This is a genomic window from Brevundimonas sp. Marseille-Q4549, assembly GCF_976940555.1.
The window spans coordinates 2,349,653-2,370,617 of record NZ_CDRHXG010000001.1 but is presented as its reverse complement, the minus strand read 5'-3'; the positions used below and the strand labels follow the sequence as shown (position 1 = coordinate 2,370,617).

Annotated in this window: 18 protein-coding genes; 13 read left to right on the top strand and 5 right to left on the bottom strand. The window is 67.2% G+C overall.

What is annotated here, in order from left to right; translation table 11 throughout:
- The first annotated feature begins 6 nt into the window (after nt 1–6).
- A complete protein-coding gene (locus ACWPV3_RS11705) occupies nt 7–2,292 on the top strand; it encodes a spermidine synthase (protein WP_313452938.1) in 2,286 nt (761 codons plus the stop codon).
- Nucleotides 2,293–2,301: 9 nt separating this feature from the next.
- On the opposite strand, the gene ACWPV3_RS11700 is transcribed toward ACWPV3_RS11705, so the two are convergent.
- Nucleotides 2,302–3,444 carry a bifunctional 2-C-methyl-D-erythritol 4-phosphate cytidylyltransferase/2-C-methyl-D-erythritol 2,4-cyclodiphosphate synthase gene (locus ACWPV3_RS11700; RefSeq protein ID WP_453977965.1) on the bottom strand — a complete coding sequence of 381 codons (1,143 nt, stop codon included), beginning with the start codon at nt 3,442–3,444 and terminating at the stop codon, nt 2,302–2,304.
- Nucleotides 3,445–3,508: 64 nt separating this feature from the next.
- Here ACWPV3_RS11700 and dusB point away from each other — a divergent pair, with 64 nt between their 5' ends.
- From dusB to ACWPV3_RS11665, 7 genes are all read left to right on the top strand, one after another.
- Entirely contained in the window at nt 3,509–4,564 is a 1,056-nt protein-coding gene (dusB, locus tag ACWPV3_RS11695) for a tRNA dihydrouridine synthase DusB (protein ID WP_313452936.1), read from the top strand.
- Nucleotides 4,561–6,825: an ATP-binding protein gene (locus tag ACWPV3_RS11690; protein WP_453977964.1), complete on the top strand. Its 2,265-nt coding sequence runs from the start codon at nt 4,561–4,563 to the stop codon at nt 6,823–6,825. Before dusB ends, ACWPV3_RS11690 begins: the two co-directional genes overlap by 4 nt.
- A gap of 10 nt (nt 6,826–6,835) precedes the next feature.
- A complete protein-coding gene (ntrX, locus tag ACWPV3_RS11685; protein WP_292087050.1) occupies nt 6,836–8,242 on the top strand; it encodes a nitrogen assimilation response regulator NtrX in 1,407 nt (468 codons plus the stop codon).
- Complete coding sequence (locus ACWPV3_RS11680; protein ID WP_453977963.1) at nt 8,242–9,102, top strand: D-amino-acid transaminase; 861 nt, start codon at nt 8,242–8,244, stop codon at nt 9,100–9,102. The genes ntrX and ACWPV3_RS11680 overlap by 1 nt, the downstream gene beginning before the upstream one ends.
- A gap of 103 nt (nt 9,103–9,205) precedes the next feature.
- Entirely contained in the window at nt 9,206–9,451 is a 246-nt protein-coding gene (hfq, locus tag ACWPV3_RS11675) for an RNA chaperone Hfq (protein ID WP_003164861.1), read from the top strand.
- 171 nt (nt 9,452–9,622) lie between these two features.
- On the top strand, nt 9,623–10,933 hold the full coding sequence (gene hflX / locus ACWPV3_RS11670; protein WP_453977960.1) for a GTPase HflX: 1,311 nt from the start codon (nt 9,623–9,625) through the stop codon (nt 10,931–10,933).
- A 3-nt stretch (nt 10,934–10,936) separates the two neighbouring features.
- Nucleotides 10,937–12,577: a Na+/H+ antiporter gene (locus tag ACWPV3_RS11665; RefSeq protein ID WP_453977959.1), complete on the top strand. Its 1,641-nt coding sequence runs from the start codon at nt 10,937–10,939 to the stop codon at nt 12,575–12,577.
- Nucleotides 12,578–12,581: 4 nt separating this feature from the next.
- Here ACWPV3_RS11665 and ACWPV3_RS11660 read toward each other — a convergent pair whose 3' ends face one another.
- Genes ACWPV3_RS11660 through ACWPV3_RS11650 form a run of 3 tightly spaced genes read right to left on the bottom strand, consistent with a single transcriptional unit; the run spans nt 12,582 to nt 15,387 of the window.
- Nucleotides 12,582–13,238 carry an HAD family hydrolase gene (locus ACWPV3_RS11660; RefSeq protein ID WP_453977958.1) on the bottom strand — a complete coding sequence of 219 codons (657 nt, stop codon included), beginning with the start codon at nt 13,236–13,238 and terminating at the stop codon, nt 12,582–12,584.
- A complete protein-coding gene (gene mazG / locus ACWPV3_RS11655; protein WP_453977957.1) occupies nt 13,235–14,023 on the bottom strand; it encodes a nucleoside triphosphate pyrophosphohydrolase in 789 nt (262 codons plus the stop codon). Before mazG ends, ACWPV3_RS11660 begins: the two co-directional genes overlap by 4 nt.
- Entirely contained in the window at nt 14,020–15,387 is a 1,368-nt protein-coding gene (locus ACWPV3_RS11650; RefSeq protein ID WP_453977956.1) for an MFS transporter, read from the bottom strand. Before ACWPV3_RS11650 ends, mazG begins: the two co-directional genes overlap by 4 nt.
- 126 nt (nt 15,388–15,513) lie before the next feature.
- On the opposite strand from ACWPV3_RS11650, the gene ACWPV3_RS11645 reads away from it, so the two are divergent.
- The 4 genes from ACWPV3_RS11645 (at nt 15,514) to ygiD (ending at nt 18,269) form a co-directional block, all read left to right on the top strand.
- A complete protein-coding gene (locus ACWPV3_RS11645; RefSeq protein ID WP_453977955.1) occupies nt 15,514–16,371 on the top strand; it encodes a M15 family metallopeptidase in 858 nt (285 codons plus the stop codon).
- Entirely contained in the window at nt 16,347–16,826 is a 480-nt protein-coding gene (locus ACWPV3_RS11640) for a hypothetical protein (RefSeq protein ID WP_453977954.1), read from the top strand. The genes ACWPV3_RS11645 and ACWPV3_RS11640 overlap by 25 nt, the downstream gene beginning before the upstream one ends.
- A gap of 77 nt (nt 16,827–16,903) precedes the next feature.
- Nucleotides 16,904–17,506, top strand: a complete 603-nt coding sequence (gene wrbA, locus ACWPV3_RS11635) for an NAD(P)H:quinone oxidoreductase (protein WP_312732993.1) — start codon at nt 16,904–16,906, stop codon at nt 17,504–17,506.
- 4 nt (nt 17,507–17,510) lie between these two features.
- On the top strand, nt 17,511–18,269 hold the full coding sequence (gene ygiD, locus ACWPV3_RS11630) for a 4,5-DOPA-extradiol-dioxygenase (RefSeq protein WP_453977953.1): 759 nt from the start codon (nt 17,511–17,513) through the stop codon (nt 18,267–18,269).
- Here the strand turns inward: ygiD and ACWPV3_RS11625 are convergent, their stop codons facing one another.
- Nucleotides 18,270–19,814 (bottom strand): AMP-binding protein, encoded by a 1,545-nt coding sequence (locus ACWPV3_RS11625; RefSeq protein WP_453977952.1) that lies wholly within the window; start codon nt 19,812–19,814, stop codon nt 18,270–18,272.
- 182 nt (nt 19,815–19,996) lie between these two features.
- Here ACWPV3_RS11625 and lipA point away from each other — a divergent pair, with 182 nt between their 5' ends.
- Entirely contained in the window at nt 19,997–20,959 is a 963-nt protein-coding gene (gene lipA, locus ACWPV3_RS11620; protein WP_292176699.1) for a lipoyl synthase, read from the top strand.
- Nucleotides 20,960–20,965: the final 6 nt, after the last annotated feature.

Here is a 20,965-nt window from a genome sequence, read left to right as displayed (position 1 = left end):
AGAGGCATGACCGACGCCCTGGATCGTCCACTGCCTGCCGAATCGGGGCGTGACCGCCTGACGCCGATCCTGTTCCCCGTCGCCGTCTTCACCTCGGCCTGTCTGGTCTTCGTGGTGCAGCCGATGGTGACGAAGCTGGTGCTGCCGAGCCTGGGCGGATCGCCTTCGGTGTGGAACGCGGCCATGGTCTTCTTCCAGACCGCGCTGCTAGCCGGCTACGCCTATGCCCATCTGCTGCAGAGGCTGGGTTCGATGCGGGTGCAGATGGGCGTTCATCTGGGCGCGCTGTTGCTCGCCGCGCTGTTTCTGCCGTTGAGCATCAGCGGCGTTCTGGGCGATCCAGACCCGACGCAACCGGCGCTCTGGCTTTTGGCGACGCTGGCGCTGTCGGTCGGCGCGCCGTTCGCTGTGTTGTCCGCCACCGCGCCCCTGCTTCAGGCCTGGTGGGCGCGGGCGCGCGTGGGCCAGGATGGGGGCAGGAACCCCTATGTCCTCTATGCAGCCTCCAACCTTGGCAGCTTTCTGGCGCTATTGGCCTATCCGGTGGTAATCGAACCCCTGGCCAGCCTGTCGGGGCAACGCTGGGGGTGGAGCTTCGGCTACGGGCTGTTCGTGGTCATGGTTGCAGGTCTGGCCCTGGCGGCGTGGCGACGCGGTTCGGGCCATGCGCCCCCGCCGCGCCTGGCCGTCAGTCCGCCGATCACCTGGCGCGAGAAGGGGATGCTGGTGCTGCTGGCCGCCGCGCCGTCCAGCCTGATGCTGGGGGTGACGGCGCATCTGTCGACGGACGTGGCCTCGGCGCCCTTCCTGTGGGTGATCCCGCTGGCGCTATATCTGCTCACCTTCGTCATCGCCTTCCAGGACCGACCCGCCATTGCGCCGCGCACCACGCTGGTGCTGCAGGCCGGGATGGGCGCGGCCTGCGCGGCCATGGTGGCGTTTCGCAGCGGGGAGTGGCTGGTTGTCTTCGCTGTCAATCTTCTGGCCTTCTTCTTTGCGGCCCTGATGTGCCACCAGCGGCTGGCCGCGCGACGGCCCGCGCCGGATCGACTGACCGAATTCTATCTGCTGCTGTCCCTGGGCGGCGTGGTCGGCGGTGTGTTCAACGCCCTGATCGCCCCGGCCGTTTTCGAGATGGTGTGGGAATATCCGTTGGTCCTGGTGGCGGTGGCGCTGCTTCGGCCCTGGAGCCGGCAGGACATGCGAGCCTGGCAGATCGTCTGCGCCGTCGCGGGGGTGGTGGTCGCGCTGTCGGCCCCCCTGGCGATGGAAATGGTGCGCTATGCGCCCCAGGTGCGCGCCGCCATTCCCGACGCCCAGTGGTTGCGGATCGCCCAGGCGATGCTGGGCGTGGCGGCCGTCCTGGCCTTCCTGGTGCGGGAGCGGGCCGTGCTGTTCGCCTGCATCCTGGCGGCCGTGACCTGGTCCGGATACACGCTGGCGCGTGGTTATGACTGGGACCTGACCGAACGCAGCTTCTTCGGCGTGATGCGGGTCGCGACGATCAACGAGCCGCCGCTGGGCGGACCGGTCCATGTGCTGATGCACGGCACGACCCTGCATGGAGCGCAAGGCCAGGCCCCGGCCTATCGCTGTCGTCCCACCCTCTATTACGCCACGACGACGCCGCTGGGGCAGGCGGCGCTGAAGACCCAGGAGCGACGGCCGGAGGGCGCACGCATCGGGGTGGTGGGGCAGGGCGCCGGGGCCATGGCGGCCTACAAGCGCCAGCAGGATCAACTGACCTTCTTCGAGATCGACCCGATGGTGGATCGGCTGTCGCGCGACCGGCGCTGGTTCAGCTTCATCAGCGACTGCGCCGAAGGGCCGGTACGGACGGTGATCGGCGACGCGCGCCTGACCTTGGCGAAGGAGCCGGCAGGGGGGTACGACCTTCTGATCATCGACGCCTTCAGCTCCGACGCCGTGCCGACCCATCTGCTGACGGTCGAGGCGATCCAGGGCTATCTTCGGGCGCTGGCGCCGGACGGGGTGGTGGTGCTGCACCTGTCGAACCGGAACCTGGAGATCACCCAGCCGGCCGAGGCGGCGGCCCGAACGCTGGGCGCGCCGCATCTGCATCAAGTCTATATCGAGGCCTCGAACCAGGGGGAGATGGCCGAGGCGTCGACCGAAGCCCTGGTCATCGGCAAGAACGAAGCGGCCCTGGCGCCTTTCCGGGCCGATCCGCGTTGGCGGACGCTGCGACCCAGCGCGGTGCGGCCATGGACGGACGACTATGTGAACCTGTTCGGCTCATTGCTGCGGCAATGGACCTATTCGCACCGCTGAACGCCTGATCTAGAGACTGGCGGGCAGATCGACCGTCACGACCGCCTGGGCGGCCAGGCCCTCGCCCCGTCCGGTGAAGCCCAGCCCCTCGCTGGTCGTCGCCTTGACGCTGACGGCGTCCAGCGGCAGCCCCAACAGGCCCGCGATACGTTCGCGCATGACCATACGGTGCGGCTTTACCTTGGGCTGCTCGCAGATCAGGGTGACGTCGATATTGACGATCCGGCCCCCGCGCGCCTTCACCAGATCGGCGGCGTGGATCAGGAAACGATCGGACGAGGCGCCCTTCCATTTCGGGTCCGAAGGCGGGAAATGATCGCCTATGTCGCCCTCGGCGATAGCGCCAAGGATGGCGTCCGTCAGGGCGTGCAGGCCGGCGTCGGCGTCCGAATGGCCGATCAGCGTCTGGTCGTGGGGCACCTCTATACCGCACAGCCAGACCGAGCCGCCCGGTCCCCAGCGATGGACGTCGTAGCCGGAGCCGATGCGGGTCCGTCGTGGCAGCAAGGCCTCGGCCATGGGGAAATCCTCGGGGTAGGTCAGCTTCATAAGGCGCGGGTCGCCCTCGACCAGGACGACGCGACCGCCGTGGCGATCCACGACCACGGCTTCGTCGGTCGGCGTCTCGTCCGCGGGCCAGGCGGCGTAGGCGGCCTCGATCACGCCGCGACGAAAGGCTTGGGGCGTCTGGGCGCGCCAAAGACCGTCACGCTCGACCACGCCAGCCATGCGGCCGTCCTGACCTTGGCGAAGGCTGTCGGCGACGGGCAGGGCGGGCAGGGCGCCGTCGGCGTCTTTCAGGGTCGCGACCAGCCGGTCGATGACGGCGCGGTCCAGTAGGGGGCGGGCGGCGTCGTGGATCAGGACGGGCTGATCCGCCGAACAGGTCAGGGCGGCCAGGCCGGCCTGAACGGATCGAGCGCGAGTGTCCCCGCCTGTTACGGCGCGCCAGGAGGACAGGCCGGCCAGCGCCTGGGCGGCGCGATCCTGGGCGTCCGGCGCGATCACGACGATCAATTCCTGGGCGCCGGCGTTCAACAGCGCCTCGGCGGACCAGCGCAGGACCGGCTTGCCCCCCAGGCTGCGCCACTGTTTGTCGCCGCCTGCGCGAGAGCCCGATCCGGCGGCGACGATAAGGGCGGAGAAGGTCATGGCGGCCTTCTAAACGCCATGGCCAGGCTTGACGAGAGGCTGACGGATAGGGCGAAAGGCCCCGATGACGAAGACGCTTCAGATCGGCGACGTGACCGTGCCGGGACGGGTTTTGATGGCGCCCATGACCGGCGTCACCGATCTGCCGTTCCGGATGCTGGCCTCGAAACTGGGCGCCGCCTATGTGGCGACCGAGATGGTGGCCGCAAAAGAGCTGGCCCGGGCGCGGCCCGACGTGGTGCGTCGCGCGGCCGTGGGCCAGGGGCTGCCCCTGACGGTGATCCAACTGGTCGGGCGTGATCCGGAGCAGATGGCCGAGGGCGCGCGCATGGCCGAAAAGGCGGGCGCCGACATCATCGATCTGAACTTCGGCTGTCCGGCCAAGGAGGTGACGGGCGCCGCCGCTGGTTCCGCCCTGATGCGGACGCCGGACCTGGCCTGCCGCATCATGGAGGCGGCGGTGCAGGCCGTGTCGCGTCCGGTCACGATCAAGATGCGCTTGGGTTGGGACGACGACAGCAGGAACGCCGCCGAACTGGCGGAACGCGCCGAGGCGACCGGGGTCAAGGCCGTCACCGTGCATGGCCGCACGCGAAAGCAGTTCTACACCGGCCAGGCCGATTGGGACGCCGTGGGCGCCGTCAAGGCGGCGGTCGGGATTCCCGTCATCGTCAACGGCGACATCGTCACGGCTGAAGAGGCGCGCCAGGCGCTTGCGGCGTCCGGCGCAGACGGCCTGATGCTGGGGCGGGGCGTCTATGGTCGTCCATGGCTGGCGGCGCATCTGGATCGGGCGCTGATCGACGGGGTGGCGATGGACGAGCCGGAGCCTGAGGCGCGTCTGGCCATCGTGATCGAACATCTGCGCGCCTCGGCCGCCTTCTACGGCCTGCCGCTGGGGTTGAAAATGTTTCGAAAACACCTGGGCTGGTACATCGAACAGGCGCCCTGGCCGGCGGGCGCGCAACACCGAAGAGAGGCCAAGGCAAGAATTTGCCGGTTGGACGATGTTGAGGCCGTCGAGGCGGCCATGATGGAGCTATGGAGACCGAAAACACCGCAATCGGACAACTTCGGTGTTGAAAACGCGCCACAGCTGTCGGAGAGTGCTGTGGCATGACGGATACGCCCTCAGCCGTGACTCGCCAGGCCGACCTCGCGTCGGACGAAGAGTCGTTCTGGGGGCGGATTGACGGAGAGCGGGCGCGGGCCTGGTTCGGCGTGGCCTATTTCGTCGCAGTGGCCGTCACGGCGGCCTCGATCTGGCTGGTGGCGGTGGCGCCCGATGCGGCGTCCGACGGGCTCGGCGGCTCGGCCAATCAGCTGGTTCTCTATGTCCTGCTGGCCAATCTGGTTCTTATACTGGGGCTGGCCGCCATTGTCGGGCGGCGTGTCCTGGCCCTGGCGCGTCGGACCAGCGAAGCCGGGTCCAGACTGCATCTGCGTTTTGTCACTCTGTTTTCAGCGGTGGCCCTGATCCCGTCCGTGGTCATCGCCCTGGTGTTCGGCGTTCTGGTCACGCGTGGGGTCGATCAGTGGTTCAGCCAGAACGTCCAAGCGTCCGTGGAAAACGGGGCCGTGGTGGGGCGGGCCTATATCAAGGACGTCGCGAAGACCATGGACACGGACCTGGTCACGATTTCCGAGCAACTGAACAGTGCGCGCGGCCTGTTCGGCAACAGGATTCAGTTCAACGACGCCCTGGCCCAGGTGGGGGACATTTTCGGCTATCCCGCCCTCTACATCGTTGATGGCCAGGGCGAGGTGCTGGCGCGGGCCGAGGCGCCGAACGCGCCCCCCTATCTCGCGCCGCCGCGCGCCTATCTGGAGGACGCCGCCCAAGGCGGTCAGCCGCCCACCGACGTGACCGAACATCCCGACGCCGTGCGTTCGGTCATCGCCCTGCCGGCCTATGGCGACGCCTATCTCTATTTGGTTCGTCCCCTGCAGGACGGGCTGATCGCGCGGATGAACGCCTCGGTACAGTCGATCCAGTCCTACAACGAGGCCAAGGAATCCCGAGCCCGCATCCAGTCGGCCTTCATCCTCAGCTATCTGGAGACGGCCCTGCTGGTGCTGGTGGGGGCGGTGTGGCTGGGCATGTCGGCGGCCAGCAGCATTTCCGCCCCTATCGGCCGGCTGGTGAAGGCGGCGGGGCAGGTGGCGGGCGGGGACTTCAGCGCGCGGGTGGACAGCTACGGGGCGCCGGCCGAAATCGCCACCCTGTCCGACGCCTTCAACCGCATGACCCACGATCTGCAGGCACAGCAGACCGCGTTGAAGGCCGCCAGCGACGAGGCGCATGACCGCAGCACATTCATCGAGACGGTCTTGTCGGGCGTCAGCGCCGGGGTCATCGGTCTGGATCGGCGCGGCCGCATCTCGGCGATCAACGACAGCGCCCTGCAACTGCTGCACATCAAGGAGAGCGAGGTCCTGGGTCAGGCCCTGGCCGCGCTTTCGCCCGAGTTGAGCAACCTGGTGCGCCGGGTCGAGGCCCATATCGAAGAAGACATCGACGTGAGCCGCGACGGCGAGACGCGGCGTCTGCGCGTCCGCATCGAGGGGGGGCAGGGCGGCGAAATGGTCCTGACCTTCGACGACATCACCCGCCTGGTGACGGCCCAGCGGAACGCCGCCTGGCGCGACGTGGCCCGGCGCATCGCCCACGAGATCAAGAATCCGCTGACGCCCATCCAGTTGTCGGCCGAGCGGCTGAAGCGGAAGTATCGCAACAAGGTGGACGAGGTCGAAATCTTCGACCGCTGCACCGACACCATCATCCGCCAGGTCGGCGACATCGGCCGGATGGTGGACGAATTTTCGGCCTTCGCACGCATGCCGGCGCCTCGATTCGGCGCGGCCGATCCGGCGGAGATGCTGCGCGAGGCGGTGTTCGCCCAGCGGGTGGCGGCGGCCGACATCGCGGTGGAGATCGGCGAACCCCTGGCCAAGACCACCCTGCGGTGCGACGCGCGGATGGTGGGGCAGGCCTTGCTGAATATTCTGAAGAACGCCGGCGAATCCGTCTCTGCGCGTCGTGCGGCCGAAGGCGCGACGGACGTCGCCGGCACGGGCATCATCGCCACCCTGAGCGTCGAAAACGGCGCGGCGGTCTTCATCATCGAGGACGACGGCGTGGGCCTGCCCGACAAGGACCGCGACCGTCTGACCGAACCCTATGTCACCACGCGCGAAAAGGGCACGGGCCTGGGCCTGGCGATCGTCAAACGCATCTGCGAGGACCACGGCGGCGAGCTGAGGCTGGCGGATGCCGAAACCCTGCGCGGCGCGCGCGTGTGCCTGATTTTCCCCCTGACTCCCCCCGACAAGGCCGGCGAGACTGCGGAGCGCCCGCTCCGTAGCGTTCCCGCCGAATAAGCGAGGCAAGATGCGACCCACCGGTTCCGACATTCTGGTCGTCGACGACGAAGCCGACATCCGCGACCTGGTTTCCGGCCTTCTGGAGGATGAAGGTCACGCCGTGCGCGTGGCCGCAAACTCCGACGAGGCCTTGGCGGCGATCCGGGCGCGCAAGCCCAGCCTGGCCATTCTGGACATCTGGATGCAGGGCGGCGGTCTGGATGGGCTGGAGCTGTTGGAAGTGGTCAAGGAGATCGACCCCGACCTGCCGGTGGTGATGATCTCTGGTCACGGGAATATCGAGACGGCGGTGACGGCGCTGAAACGCGGCGCCTATGACTTCATCGAAAAGCCGTTCAAGTCGGACCGGTTGGTGGTGGTGGTGGAGCGCGCCATCGAGGCGGCGACCCTGAGGCGCGAGAACCGGCGTCTGCGGGCGGCGACCATGACGCCGTCAGGCCTGATCGGCCGGTCACAGGCGGCGCAGGCGCTGCGCAGCACCATCGCCAAGGTGGCCCAGGCCAACAGCCGGGTGCTGATTTCCGGTCCGGCCGGATCCGGCAAGGAGCTGGTGGCGCGTCAGATTCACGATGGCAGTCCGCGCGCGCGGGCCGAGTTCGTCGCCATCTCGGCCGCCGGCATGACGCCCGAGCGTCTGGATCTGGAACTGTTCGGCGAGGAGGGGCAGGACGGCCGGCCCAGCAAGATCGGCGTGTTCGAACGCGCCCATAACGGCACCCTGTATCTGGACGAGATCAGCGACATGCCGCGCGAGAGCCAGAGCCGCATCCTGCGGGTTCTGGTCGATCAGCGGTTCCGCCGCGTCGCGGGCGAACAGGACGTGCAGGTGGATGTTCGCGTCGTGACCTCGACGTCCCGCGACCTGAAGACGGAGATCGCCGAGGGACGGTTCCGCGAGGACCTGTTCCACCGCCTGAACGTCGTGCCGATCCGGGTGCCGGCCCTGTCGGAACGCCGCGAGGACATCGCCGAACTGGTCGAGTATTTCGTGGAGACCATCAGCGCCGCCCAGGGCCTGCCGCGACGCGCGATCGGCGAGGACGCCGTGGCCGTGCTGCAGGTTCACCCCTGGCCGGGCAACATCCGTCAATTGCGCAACAATATCGAGCGGCTGCTGATCCTGGCCACGGGTGATCCGAACGAGCCGATCACCGCGGACATGCTGCCGCAGGAGGTGGCGACGTCCAATGGGGCGACGCCGTCCCTGGGCGCCGAGCGCACGATCGCCCTGCCGCTGCGCGAAGCGCGCGAGGTGTTCGAGCGGGAGTATCTGGCCGCCCAGATCATGCGCTTCGGCGGCAATATCTCGCGCACCGCCGCCTTCATCGGCATGGAACGGTCGGCCCTGCACCGGAAGCTGAAGTCGCTGGGCGTGTCGCCCGCGCGCGGCGGCGATGACGAAGAGTCGGCCTGATGTCCCGCGTCGCCTATGTGAACGGCGTCTATCGTCCGCACGGCGAGGCCGTGGTCCATATCGAGGATCGCGGCTTCCAGTTCGCCGACGGGGTCTATGAGGTCTGGTCCGTAATGGACGGCCGCCTGGCAGACTTCGACGGCCATATGGCGCGCCTGCACCGCAGCCTTACCGAACTGGGCATCGAGATTCCGATGAGCGCCGCCGCCCTGGCCGTAGTGCTGAAGGAGACGGTGCGGCGCAACCGCGTCCGCGACGGCTTGGTCTATCTGCAGGTCACACGCGGGACGGCGTCACGCGATCATGCCTTTCCGATCGATGTGGCGCCCACCGTGGTGATCACGGCCAAACGGCTGGACCCGGCAAAGGGACGTCGAGCGGCGGGGAATGGCGCGGCGGCCATAACCCGGCCCGACATCCGCTGGGGGCGCTGCGACATCAAGACGGTCGGCCTGCTGCCCAATGTCCTGGCCAAACAGGCGGCGCGCGAGAGCGGGGCCTATGAGTGCCTGCTGGTCGACGAGTTGGGCCTGATCACCGAAGGATCGTCGACCAACGCCTGGATCGTGGACGAGCATGGCAAGCTCCGGACCCGCGACACCCAGGCCAACATCCTGCGCGGCGTCACCCGCGCCGCCGTGCTGAAACTGATCGAGGCGGAAGGGCTGGAACTGGAGGAGCGCGCCTTCTCCGTCGAAGAGGCCAAACGGGCACGAGAGCTGTTCGTCACGGCCGCCAGCGCCTTCGTCATGCCGCTGATTTCGCTGGATGGCGCGCGGATCGGCGATGGAACGCCAGGCCCCGTCGCCACGCGTTTGCGCGAAGTCTATCTTGAACAGGCGCGTCGAGAGGCCATTTAGGGCGTTGCCCCGGCAGGGAGGCCGCGTTTAAGGTCGTTCCCGGCCGTATCGGCCCCGCGCCGATCACCCGGCGACGAACAACCAAGAACAGGAAAAACCTGCCATGTCGCAAGACAAACGTCAGAACCTTCAGGACACCTTCCTCAACTCGGTCCGCAAGACCAAGACCCCGCTGACCATCTTCCTGGTCAATGGGGTCAAGTTGCAGGGCATCGTGACCTGGTTCGACAACTTCTGTGTGCTGCTGCGCCGCGATGGCCAGTCCCAGCTGGTGTACAAGCACGCCATCTCCACCATCATGCCGTCCGCGCCCGTGCAACTGTACGAGCCCGACGCCGAAGAAGATTGACGCATCGCGTCAACCCTCGGGCTTGACCCGAGGGCCGGGTGTGGTTCGGAAAGACTGTCGAGCGCCTATATAAGGCGTAGAAACAACGATCGCCGCACCGACGACGGAAACTCCGACCCTCGGGTCAAGCCCGAGGGTGACGGCAGTGGTGATCCCAAAAGTAGAGACCATTTGAGCAAACTGATCGACCACGCCGTCCCTCTGATCCGGGCGGTCGTCATCCATCCCGACCGGCGCTCCGACAGTCCTCGGCTGGCGAGCGAACGGCTTGAGGAGGCCGTGGGTCTTGCCCGCGCGCTGGACCTCGACGTGCGCGCCGAAGAGATCGTGCGGCTGCGTGGGACCACCCCCGCCACCCTGTTCGGAAGCGGCAAGGTCGAGGAACTGGCCGCCCTGGTCCGCGCGGCGGATGCGGAGGCGGTCATCATCGACGACGCCCTGAGCCCCGTGCAGCAGCGCAATCTCGAAAAGGCGTGGGAGGTGAAGGTCATCGACCGCACCGGCCTGATCCTGGAAATCTTCGGCCGCCGCGCGCGGACCAAGGAAGGGCGTCTGCAGGTCGAACTGGCGCGGCTGGATTACGAGCGGTCCCGTCTGGTGCGGACCTGGACCCACCTTGAGCGGCAACGCGGCGGCACCGGCTCGACCGGTGGGCCGGGCGAAACCCAGATCGAGCTGGACCGGCGTTTGATCGCCGACAGGATCGTCAAGCTGAAGGCCGAGCTGGAAGAGGTGCGCCGCACGCGCGGCCTGCACCGCAAGCAGCGTCAGAAGGTGCCGTTCCCCACCATCGCCCTGGTCGGATACACCAATGCGGGCAAGTCGACGCTGTTCAACCGGCTGACGGGGTCGGAGGTCTTCGCCAAGGACCTGCTGTTCGCGACGCTGGACACGACCCAGCGCACCATCCGCCTGCCGCAGGGCCGCCCGGCCATTGTGGCGGACACAGTCGGCTTCATCTCAGACCTGCCGCACGAACTGGTCGAAAGCTTCCGGGCGACGCTGGAGGAGGTCGGAGAGGCCGATCTGATCCTGCACGTTCGCGATATCGCCTCGCCCGACAGCGACGCCCAGGCCAAGGACGTGGAGGCTGTGCTGAAGCAGATCGAGACGCCCGAGGGCAAGACGCGCCGGGTGCTGGAGGTCTGGAACAAGATCGACCTGCTGCAGGACGAGACCCGCGAGGCGGTGCTGGGTCAGGCCGAGCGTCTGGCCAAGGCCGGAGAGGCGGTGGCGGTGTCGGCCTGGACGGGCGAGGGGATCGAGCCCCTGCGCCAAACCATCGCCGACCTCATCGACGACGACCCGGAGAGCCGTCTGGTGCTGTCGCCTGATCAGGGCGAGGCTCTGGCCTGGCTTTATGAACACGGGCGGGTCACATCGCGTGAAACGGACGAGCTTGGCCGTACTGAGGTCACGGTGCGGCTGCATCCTGCGGCTCTTGGGCGATTCGAGCGCCTTTACCCCCACCTCGCCGGCTGATTCATGCATCTGATCGAAACCGTCCTGCTTCTGCTTCTGGCCGTCGTGGTGTCGGGTTCGATCGCGCGGATCACGCGGATCGCCCTGCCTCTGGTGCAGATTGCGCTGGGGGCCGCCATCGTCATGGTGACGGGCACGACGGTGGATCTGAAGCCCGACATCTTCTTCCTGCTGTTCCTGCCGCCGCTGTTGTTCCTGGACGGCTGGCGGATTCCCAAGGAAGACCTGTTTCGCGACCGGGCGGTGATCCTGGAACTGGCGCTGGGCCTGGTGCTGTTCACCGTGGTCGGCCTGGGCTTCATGATCTGGTGGATGATCCCGGAGATGCCGCTGGCGGTCGCCTTCGCCCTGGCCGCCATCCTGTCGCCGACCGATCCCATCGCGGTTCAGGCCATCGCCGCCCGCGTCCCGATCCCCAAGCGGCTGATGCACATTCTGGAAGGCGAGTCGCTGTTGAACGATGCGACAGGCCTGACCTGCATGCGGATCGCCGTCATCGCGGCGACGACGGGCGCCTTTTCCATCGGTCATGCGGTCGGCACCTTCGCCTGGCTTGCCGTGGCCGGAGTGGCGGTCGGCGTCGCGGTGACTTTGGCCATCAGCTACGCCAAGGGGTTCGTCAGCCGCCGCTGGGGCGAGGATGTCGGGGCCCAGATCTTGGTCAGCCTGTTGATCCCCTTCGCGGCCTATCTGGTAGCGGAAGAGCTTCACGCCTCGGGCATTCTGGCGGCGGTGGCCGCCGGCGTGACCATGAGTTTCACCGAGCGCGGCGGCGGTTCGAAAGGTCAGTCGCTGGCCATGACGCGTATCCGTCGCGCGGTCGTCTGGGACACGGTGCAGTTCGTCGCCAACGGCTTCATCTTCGTGATCCTGGGCGAACAGATGCCCTCTATCATGGCGCGGGCGGCCGAGGTCGTGTCGGGCACCAGCCGGCCCGAGGTCTGGTGGCTGGCGATCTATGTATTCGCCATCGTCGCGGCCCTGGCGGCGCTGCGATTCGTCTGGGTGTGGACCTCGCTGAAGCTGACACTGTTCCGCCGTCGCCATCGCGGACCGCCGCCCAAGGTGGGACTGCGTCTGACCATGGTGATGTCGCTGGCCGGGGTGCGCGGAGCCATCACCCTGGCGGGCATTCTGACGCTGCCGTTCGTTCTGGGCGACGGTTCGCCGATGCCGTCGCGTAACCTGGCGATCTTCCTGGCGGCGGGGGTGATCATCGTGTCTCTGGTGCTGGCGACTTTCGCCCTGCCGCGCCTGATGAAGCACATCGAACTGCCGCCCGAGCCGTCGCATCAGCAGGAAGAGGACCGCAGCCGGATCGCCGCAGCAAGCGCCGCCCTGCGCGCCATCGAGGACGTTTCCCACGCCATGGCGGAGGGCAAACCCAACCCCGACCTCTATTCCGAGATCGCCACGCGGCTGATGGAGATCTATCGTCACCGGATCGAGAGTCGGACGCGGCACGACGAAGACGACTTGGAGACGGCGCGCCAGATGGATCAGATCGAGCGGCACCTGCGCCTGGCGGGCCTGTCTGCGGAAAGAGCTGAGTTCACCCGCCTGGGGCGGGCGCGCCTGCTGGACGAGGAGACGGCGAAACGGCTGATCCGCGAGGTCGACCTGCAGGAACTGCGCTACCTCTGAGGGATCAGCGCGCCATGAAGGCGTCGACGGCGGCGTAGCTGTCGGCGACGTGGTGGGCGCCGCGCGCGATTAGGCGCTCCGCCTGGCCGTCGCGGACATGGCCGCCGGCGGTCAAACCCACGACCGTCATGCCTGCCGCCACGCCGGCTGTCACGCCGGCCTCGCTGTCCTCGATCACCAGGGTCCGAGCCGGATCAGCCTCCAGGCTGTGGGCGGCATGCAGGAACAGGTCGGGGTAGGGTTTGCCGCGTTCGACCGCCAGGCCGGTGAAGACCGAGCCGTCGAAATGGTCGGTCAGGCCGAACAGGTCCAGGCCGATGCCGATCCAGTCGGGGCCGCTGGATGAGGCGATGCAACGCCGCTCGCTACGGGTGTTCAGGAAGCTCAACACGCCCGGCACGGGTTTCAATTGATGAGGGGCGCGGGCGCGGCAGGTGGCGAACCAGTTGGTATGGAAGTCGTCGGGGCAGGGACCGCCCAGCGCCGCCTCGACTACAGGCCGGTTGTCGCGCCAGCGCTTGCCCGTATAGGCGGCCAGCACATCGTCCAGGCTCGTCGGCAGGCCGATGGCGGTCAACTGTTCGGCCATGACGGTGCTGTTTAGCACCTCGCTGTCGGCGACGACGCCGTCATAGTCGAAGATGATCAGATCGTAGGTCACGAAGCGCGCTTTTCGGCGGCCTTTGCGGCGTCCCAGAGTCGGTCCATCTCCTCCAGCGTCGATTGGTCGGGCGTACGGCCGTCCCTGGCCAGTTCGGCCTCGATGAAGCCGAAGCGGCGCACGAACTTGGCATTGGCGGCGCGGAGCGCATCCTCGGGCTCGACGTCCAGTTTGCGCGCCAGATTGGCGACGACGAACAGCAGGTCGCCCAGTTCCTCGCGCGCCTTGGCTTGATCGCCGGCGGCGATCTCGACGCGCAGTTCCTCGACCTCTTCGGCCAGCTTGTCGAACACCTCGTCGGTCGCGGGCCAGTCGAAGCCGACGCGGCCGGCGCGTTTGGTCAGTTTGGCGGCGCGGGTCAGGGCGGGCAGGCCCACCGGCACGTCGTCCAGAACGCCGGGCTTTTTGCGGTCCTTGCGTTCGGCGGCCTTGATGACCTCCCAGGCGACGGTCTGTTCCTTCGACGACCGCTGGGCTTCGTCGCCGAAGACGTGGGGGTGGCGGCGTTCCAGCTTGTCGGCGATGGCCGCGACGACATCGTCGAAGGCGAACAACCCCTGTTCCTCGGCCATGCGCGCGTGGAAGACGACTTGGAACAGCAGGTCGCCCAGTTCGCCCTTCAGTTCGATCAGGTCGTTGCGCTCGATGGCGTCGGCGACCTCGTAGGCTTCTTCGATGGTATAGGGGGCGATGGTGGCGAAGGTCTGTTCCACGTCCCAGGGGCAGCCGCCATCGGGGTCGCGCAGTCGCTCCATGATGGCAAGCAGGCGGTCGATGGGTCTCATGCACGAACCTCGGCGTCACGCTGGTCCAGGGCTTTGCGGATGGCGTCGTGGCGCTCGGCGGTCAGTGGATAGTTCTTCAGGGTCACGGCGGCCAAGGCCAGCAGAACGCCCGGCACGGCGATGAACAGGACCTGCAGGGTGATCAGGGCCGTCTCACTGTTGCCCGTCGCGCCCGGAACGGCGCGAAAGCCCACCCACTGCAGGATCAGATAAGGGACCAGGGCGACGACATGGCCGATCTTGGTCGTGGCCGACAGGATCGACAGCATCAGGCCGGTGCGGTCCACGCCGGTCTCGAACCTTTCCTCGTCGCCCGCGTCGGCCATCATGGCGCGGGTCAGGAACAGGCCGGCGGCGTAGGGCAGGCCGGCGATGAACATGACGACCGCCGTCAGGGCGAAGTTGCCGCCGGGAACCAGGGTCGCCCCGACATAGAGGACGGCCGAGACGATGCTGGCGACGGCCAGGCCCCTGTCCTTGCCGACCCGTGTGGCGAACCAGGCCCAGAAGGGCGCGCCGCACAGACCGGCGACGAAATAGACCAGCATGAACAGCCCCGCCTGGGTGTGGTCGTAGCCCCTGATCTGGCCGAAGAAGAAGAACAGAAGCGAGCCGGTGATGCCCGGCGCCACGCCCAGCAGCAGGTCGGCGATCAGAAGTTTGCGCACCGTCTTCTGGCCCAGCAGCGACAGATAGGCCTTCAGGCTGCCGTGCGGCTGGTCGCCCTTGGTCACGGGTTCGGGCACGGCGACCATGGCCAGGCCGATGGTGACGGGCAGGGCGATCACGATGGCCCAGCCCATGATGCGGACGCCCGCGGCATAGTCCCCGACGCCGGTCTTCACCACGATGGTCGGCAGCACCAGGATCAGCACCACCCCGATGATGTTGAACACCTGCCACCAGCCATAGACGCGGCTGCGCTGATCGTATTGCGGCGCCAGCACGGCGGCCCAGCCCAACTGGCCCAGGGTGCCGATGGAGAAGCCCAGGTAGAGGAACAGCAGCCAGCCGAACAGATACACGGCCGGGGCGCCAGGCTGGACGACCACGAACATCATGAAGGCCGCCAGCATCAGCATGGGCGTCGACAGGGCCATCCACGGCCGATATCGCCCGAACCGCGTCTTGGTCCGATCCATGCCCCAGCCGATGAAGGGGTCGAAGACGATGTCGATCAGCCGCACGGCCATGAAGACGGCCGCCACCACTCCCAGTTCCAGCCCCACGAAGGTGGCGTAGAATTCGGGCAGGGTGACGGGCAGGGCGACGCCGAAAGCCGCCAGAGGCAGGCAGGGGCCGGAAAAGGCGGCCAATACGGCGTTGGAGCGGCGAGGCGCGGTCGAGGCGGCCACGGTGGACATCGTTGGTCCTGCGAAAGACGGCGCGAGTCGGCCGCGCATGCACCATGCCAGCGATCGGCCGTGCTTGCACCGCCAAGCCGTCGATTGGCGCTTGTCGGAATCCGCGGCTTGGGGCTTGCTGTCTCCATGTTGCGGCGTCTTCTCGCGTTTCTCACCTTCTGGCTGGTGGCGGCCAGCGCCGTCGGGGCGCGCGCGGCGGGGCCGTGCCATACCAACGCCGACCTGTGGCGCGATCAGGGATTGAGCAACGCCATCTCCTACTATTCGCTGGAATGGGCGCCGTTCGGGGCGGTCGAATGGGGATGGGAAACCTATCTGCCGCTGATCCAGCAGGAAATTCACACCCGATGCGGGCCGGGCACGCCGGTCTTCGCCTCTCAGTTGGCCGGGTTTCAGCAGACGCACGGCCTGGCGCCGACAGGGTTGTTCGACAGCGCGACATTTCAGGTCTTCAAGGGCGTGTGGCAGGAACGGCGGCCGTTCGTGATGGCGCGTCTGCGCCAGGAATGCCCCGATCCGCCGCAGATCAATCAACTGGGCTATCTGGTGGTCTCGGAGGAACACGCCGACCGGCTGACCCGGCTGCTGCGCCGTGACGTGCTGGACGCCTATCGCCGGATGGCCGCCGCCGCACGCGCCGAGGTTCCGGAGATCGCATCCGATCCCGAACTGCTGCAGATATTCTCCGGCTTCCGCGACCCCGAAGCGGATGCGGCGCGATGCGCCCAGCAAGGCAATTGCGACGGCCTGCGCCGCGCGGTCTGTTCAGCGCACCGGACCGGCACGGCGGTCGATCTCTATGTCGGACGCCTGCCTGGCCTGGGCGTCGATTCGACGGTTCCAGCCAGCCGTCAGGCCATGTCGCGCGGGGCGACCTACAGGTGGTTGGCGGCCAACGCCGGGCGGTTCGGCTTCGTGCCCTACGTCTACGAACCCTGGCATTGGGAGTATGTGCGACCGTGGGATCCATCGTTCGCGCCCTGACGCCGGGCGAAGCGGCCCTGGCGCAAGAAGCGTTCGGCGACGCGCTTCGGCTGGATCACATCCGGCTGATCGGCTGGCCGTTCGCGCGGGCGTTCGTCGCCGGGCGCTGGTTCGGGCGTGATTGGATCGTCTGGCCCCGCCGAAGCCTGCGCGCCGACTTCGCCGACGCCGCACCCGGACTTCAGGGCCTGCTGGTGCATGAGTTGACCCACGTGTGGCAGGCGCAGCAGGGCGTCAACCTGCTGATCGCCAAGCTCAAGGCCGGCGACCGAGCCGCGTCCTACGCCTATGTCGCCGACGACGGCTGCCAGTGGTCCAGCCTGAATATCGAGCAGCAGGCCATGGTGATGGAACATCGCTTCCACGCGTGCAGAGGAAGCCAGACACCCGGCGACCGGGCCTTCTATGACCGCGTCTGTCCATTCAGCACGCCGGAACCGCCGGCGGGGGCTTGAAACCGATCCGATGACGCGCCAAGTTCGCAACGGTCGTTGTTGCGAATAACGATTCACATCATTTTCGGAGCCTCCCCATGCCCAAGATTCTCGTCCTCTATCATTCGACCTACGGCCATATCGAAGCCATGGCGGAAGCTGTCGCCGAGGGCGCGCGCGAGGTCGAGGGGGCCATCGTCGACATCAAGCGCGTGCCGGAAACCGTACCGGAAGAGCTGGCCAAGGCTTCGGGCTACAAGCTGGACCAGAAGGCCCCGATCGCCAAGATCGACGACCTGAAGGACTATGACGCCATCATCATCGGCGCCGGCACCCGTTTCGGCTCGGCCGCCTCGCAGATGCGGGCCTTCCTGGATCAAGCCGGCGGCCTGTGGTTCTCGGGCGCGCTGATCGGCAAGATCGGCGGGGCCTTCACCGCCACGGCGACCCAACATGGCGGTCAGGAAACGACCTTCCAGGGCCTGCACAACTTCTTCATGCACCATGGCATGCCGGTGGTTGGTCTGCCCTATGCCTATCAGCCGCAGATGACGCTGGACGCGGTTCATGGCGGCTCGCCCTATGGCGCCACGACCATCACGGGCGGCGACGGGTCGCGCATGCCCAGCGACATCGACCTGGGCGGCGCGCGCTTCCAGGGCAAGCACATCGCCGAACTGGCCAAGAAGCTGCACGGCTGATCCGATGCGCCAGCCCGCCGTCTTCTTCGGTCACGGTTCGCCCATGAACGCCCTGGGCGGTCCCTTCGCGGCCGCCTGGCGCGACCTGGGGCAGGCCATAGGCAGGCCGAAGGGCGTGCTGATGATCTCCGCCCACTGGGAGACGCGCGGGCTGGGCGTCACGGCGCAGGAACACCCCGAAACCATCCACGACTTCGGGGGCTTTCCGCCAGCGCTTCATGCGATGCAATATCCCGCGCCCGGCTCTCCAGCCCTGGCGGCGCGGGTGTCGGACCTGACCGGCGCCGTCCAGACGCAGCAATGGGGCCTGGATCATGGAACCTGGTCGGTGCTTCACCACGTCTGGCCGGAGGCCGACGTGCCGGCGGTGCAATTGTCGCTGAACCGCGAGCTGACAGCGCGCCAGCACTACGACCTAGCCAGGGCGCTGAGGCCCTTGCGGGACGAGGGGATCGTCATCGCCGGCTCGGGCGACTTCGTCCATAATCTGCGGACCTGGAAACGAGAGGACGGGGCCGAACCCTACGCCTGGGCCTCCAGCTTCAACACGGCCGTCAAGGCGGCGCTGGAGCGGGGCGATCACGACGCCCTGATCGACTGGGTCGGCCTGGCCGAGGACGCCCAACTGAGCGTGCCGACCGACGAACACTATCTGCCGCTGCTGTATGTCGCCGCCCAGCAAGCCCCGGGCGAGCCCGTATCCTTCTTCAACGACGTGATCGACGGCGGCTCGATCTCGATGACCGGGGTGCGGATCGGCTGATCAGGCCGCTTCGACCATCTTCTGGATGGCGACATAGTCGGTCTTGCCCGTGCCGAGGACCGGCACTTCGGCGACCTTGACGATCTTCTTGGGCACCACCAGTTCGGGCGCGCCGTTGGTTCGCGCCCATTCGGCCAGGGGCGCGACCTCGGCCCCGGCGTGATCCGTGACGAGCACCAGCTTCTCGCCTTTGCGGCTGTCGGGGATGGAGACGACGGCGTGGTGTTGTTCCGGCCAGACGGCGCCGGCGATGCCCTCGACGGCCGTCAGGGACACCATCTCTCCGCCGATCTTGGCGAAGCGTTTGGCGCGGCCCTTGATGGTGACATAGCCGTCGGCGTCCACGTCGACGATGTCGCCGGTGTCCAGCCAGCCGTCCTGAACGGGCTCCCACGCCAGAGGTTCGGCGGTTGTGACATAGCCGCTCATGACATTGGGGCCGCGCAAGAACAGACGGCCGCCGCCCTCGATGCCTTCGACCGGCTCCAGCTTCCAGTCCATGCCGGGCAGGATCTGGCCGACGGTGCCAGGCGCGTTGCGGTCGGGATGATTGACGGCGACGACGGGAGAGGCCTCGGTCGCGCCGTAGCCTTCCAGCAACTCGACGCCGCCGAACTTGCTGTTGAACAGGGCGCGGGTCTCCTCGCGCACCTTCTCGGCGCCGGCGACGGCGAACTCAAGCGTGGCGAAGTCGCCGGGTTCCGCCACGCGGGCGTACTGGCTCAGGAAGGTGTCGGTCGCGAACAGGATCGAGGCCTTCACCTGGGGCAACAGGTCGGTGATCTGTTTGGCGTGCAGCGGCGACGGATATTCGAACGCCTTCATCCCCTGCAACAAGGGCAGGATGACCCCGCCGGTCAGGCCGAAACAGTGGAAGGTCGGCAGCGGATTGAACATCACCCATTCCGGCCTCAGGTCGATGTGGGCGGCGACCTGACGCGCATTGGCGACCAGGTTCCTCTGGCTGAGCACCACGCCCTTGGGCGTGCCGAAACTGCCCGAGGTGAACAGGACCACGCCCGGCGCATCCGGATCGGTCTTGACGCGGAACCGCTTGGGCGCTGCGCCGGCGGCCAGACCATATAGCTTGTCGGCCAGGCCGATGGTCTTTCGCACGTCATCCAGCCAGACGACCTCGGCGACGGTCTTCAACTCGACGATCAACTCGTCCAGCTTGGCCTGGTCGATGAAGCGTTTGGCGGTCAGCACCTTCTTGACGCCCGCCGCCTTGATCGCCGCCTTCAGATTGGCCTCGCCGGCGGTGAAGTTCAGCATGACCGGCACCCGGCCGTGGGCGTGCAGACCGAAGAAGGTCACGACCACGCCCATGGAGGACGGCAGCAGGATGGCGACGCGTTCGCCCTTGTCCGTCATCTGCGCGATCTTGCGGCCCAGCACGAAGGCCGCGCGGATCAGGCCGGTGTAGGTCAGGGGATGACGGTCCTGATCCTCCAGGATTTCCTTGTCGCCGAACTTCGCCCGAGCCTCGATCAGGGCGTCGATCAGCGATACGTCGTAGAGCGAGGGGTCCAGGGCCTGGCGCAAGCGCGTCTCCTACGGAGGGCGTCTGCGGCCCTCTCTGTCATTGGGGCGTCAGTCATTAATGACGCCAGGTCATCTTGAAAAGATGTGTTACGTGCCGTGAGGTGCGGGCGCGATCACGCCTGCGGGAGGTCTGTTACCGGGTTTGCCTTGCCTAAACGGCCGCAAAGTCCGAAATACCGGCCATGGTCACACTGATCGACACCCTGCAACGCAAGCCGTCGGAGCTGCGTCACCCCGAAAAGCAGAACCGGCCGGAATCGGCGGTGCTGAAAAAGCCCGACTGGTTGCGGGTCAAGGCGCCCGGCTCGGGCCAGTACAACGCCACCAAGGACATCGTCCGCTCCAAGGGGCTGGTGACGGTCTGCGAGGAGGCGGCCTGCCCGAACATCGGCGAGTGCTGGAGCCAGAAGCACGCCACCCTGATGATCATGGGCGACACCTGCACGCGGGCCTGCGCCTTCTGCAACGTCAAGACGGGCCTGCCCCAGCCGCTGGACCCGGAAGAGCCGGGCAAGGTCGGTCTGGCGGTTCAGCAGATGGGCCTGAACCACGTCGTCATCACCTCGGTCGACCGTGACGACGTGTCGGACGGCGGCGCGGCCCACTTCGCCGAGGTGGTGCGCCAAATCCGCCTCCAGGCGCCCAACACCACCATCGAAATCCTGACGCCCGACTTCCTGCGTAAGGACGGTGCGGCCGCCGTGATGATCGACGCCAAGCCCGACGTTTTCAATCACAACCTGGAAACCGTGCCGCGCCTGTATCTGAAGATCCGGCCCGGCGCCCGCTACTTCCATTCCCTGCGTCTGCTGCAGATGGTCAAGGAGCGCGACCCCGAGCAGTTCACCAAGTCCGGCATCATGGTCGGTCTGGGCGAGACCAAGGAAGAGGTCATGCAGGTGATGGACGACATGCGCTCCGCCGGCGTCGACTTCATCACCATCGGCCAATATCTGCAGCCGACGCGCAAACACGCCGCCATCGACCGTTTCGTCACGCCGGAAGAGTTCAAGGCCTATGAGGCCATCGCGCGGGCCAAGGGCTTCCTGATGGTGTCCTCGTCGCCGCTGACGCGCTCGTCGCACCACGCCGGCGACGACTTCGCCCGGCTGAAGGCGGCGCGCGAGGCGCAGCTGAAGCGCTAAGCCTGG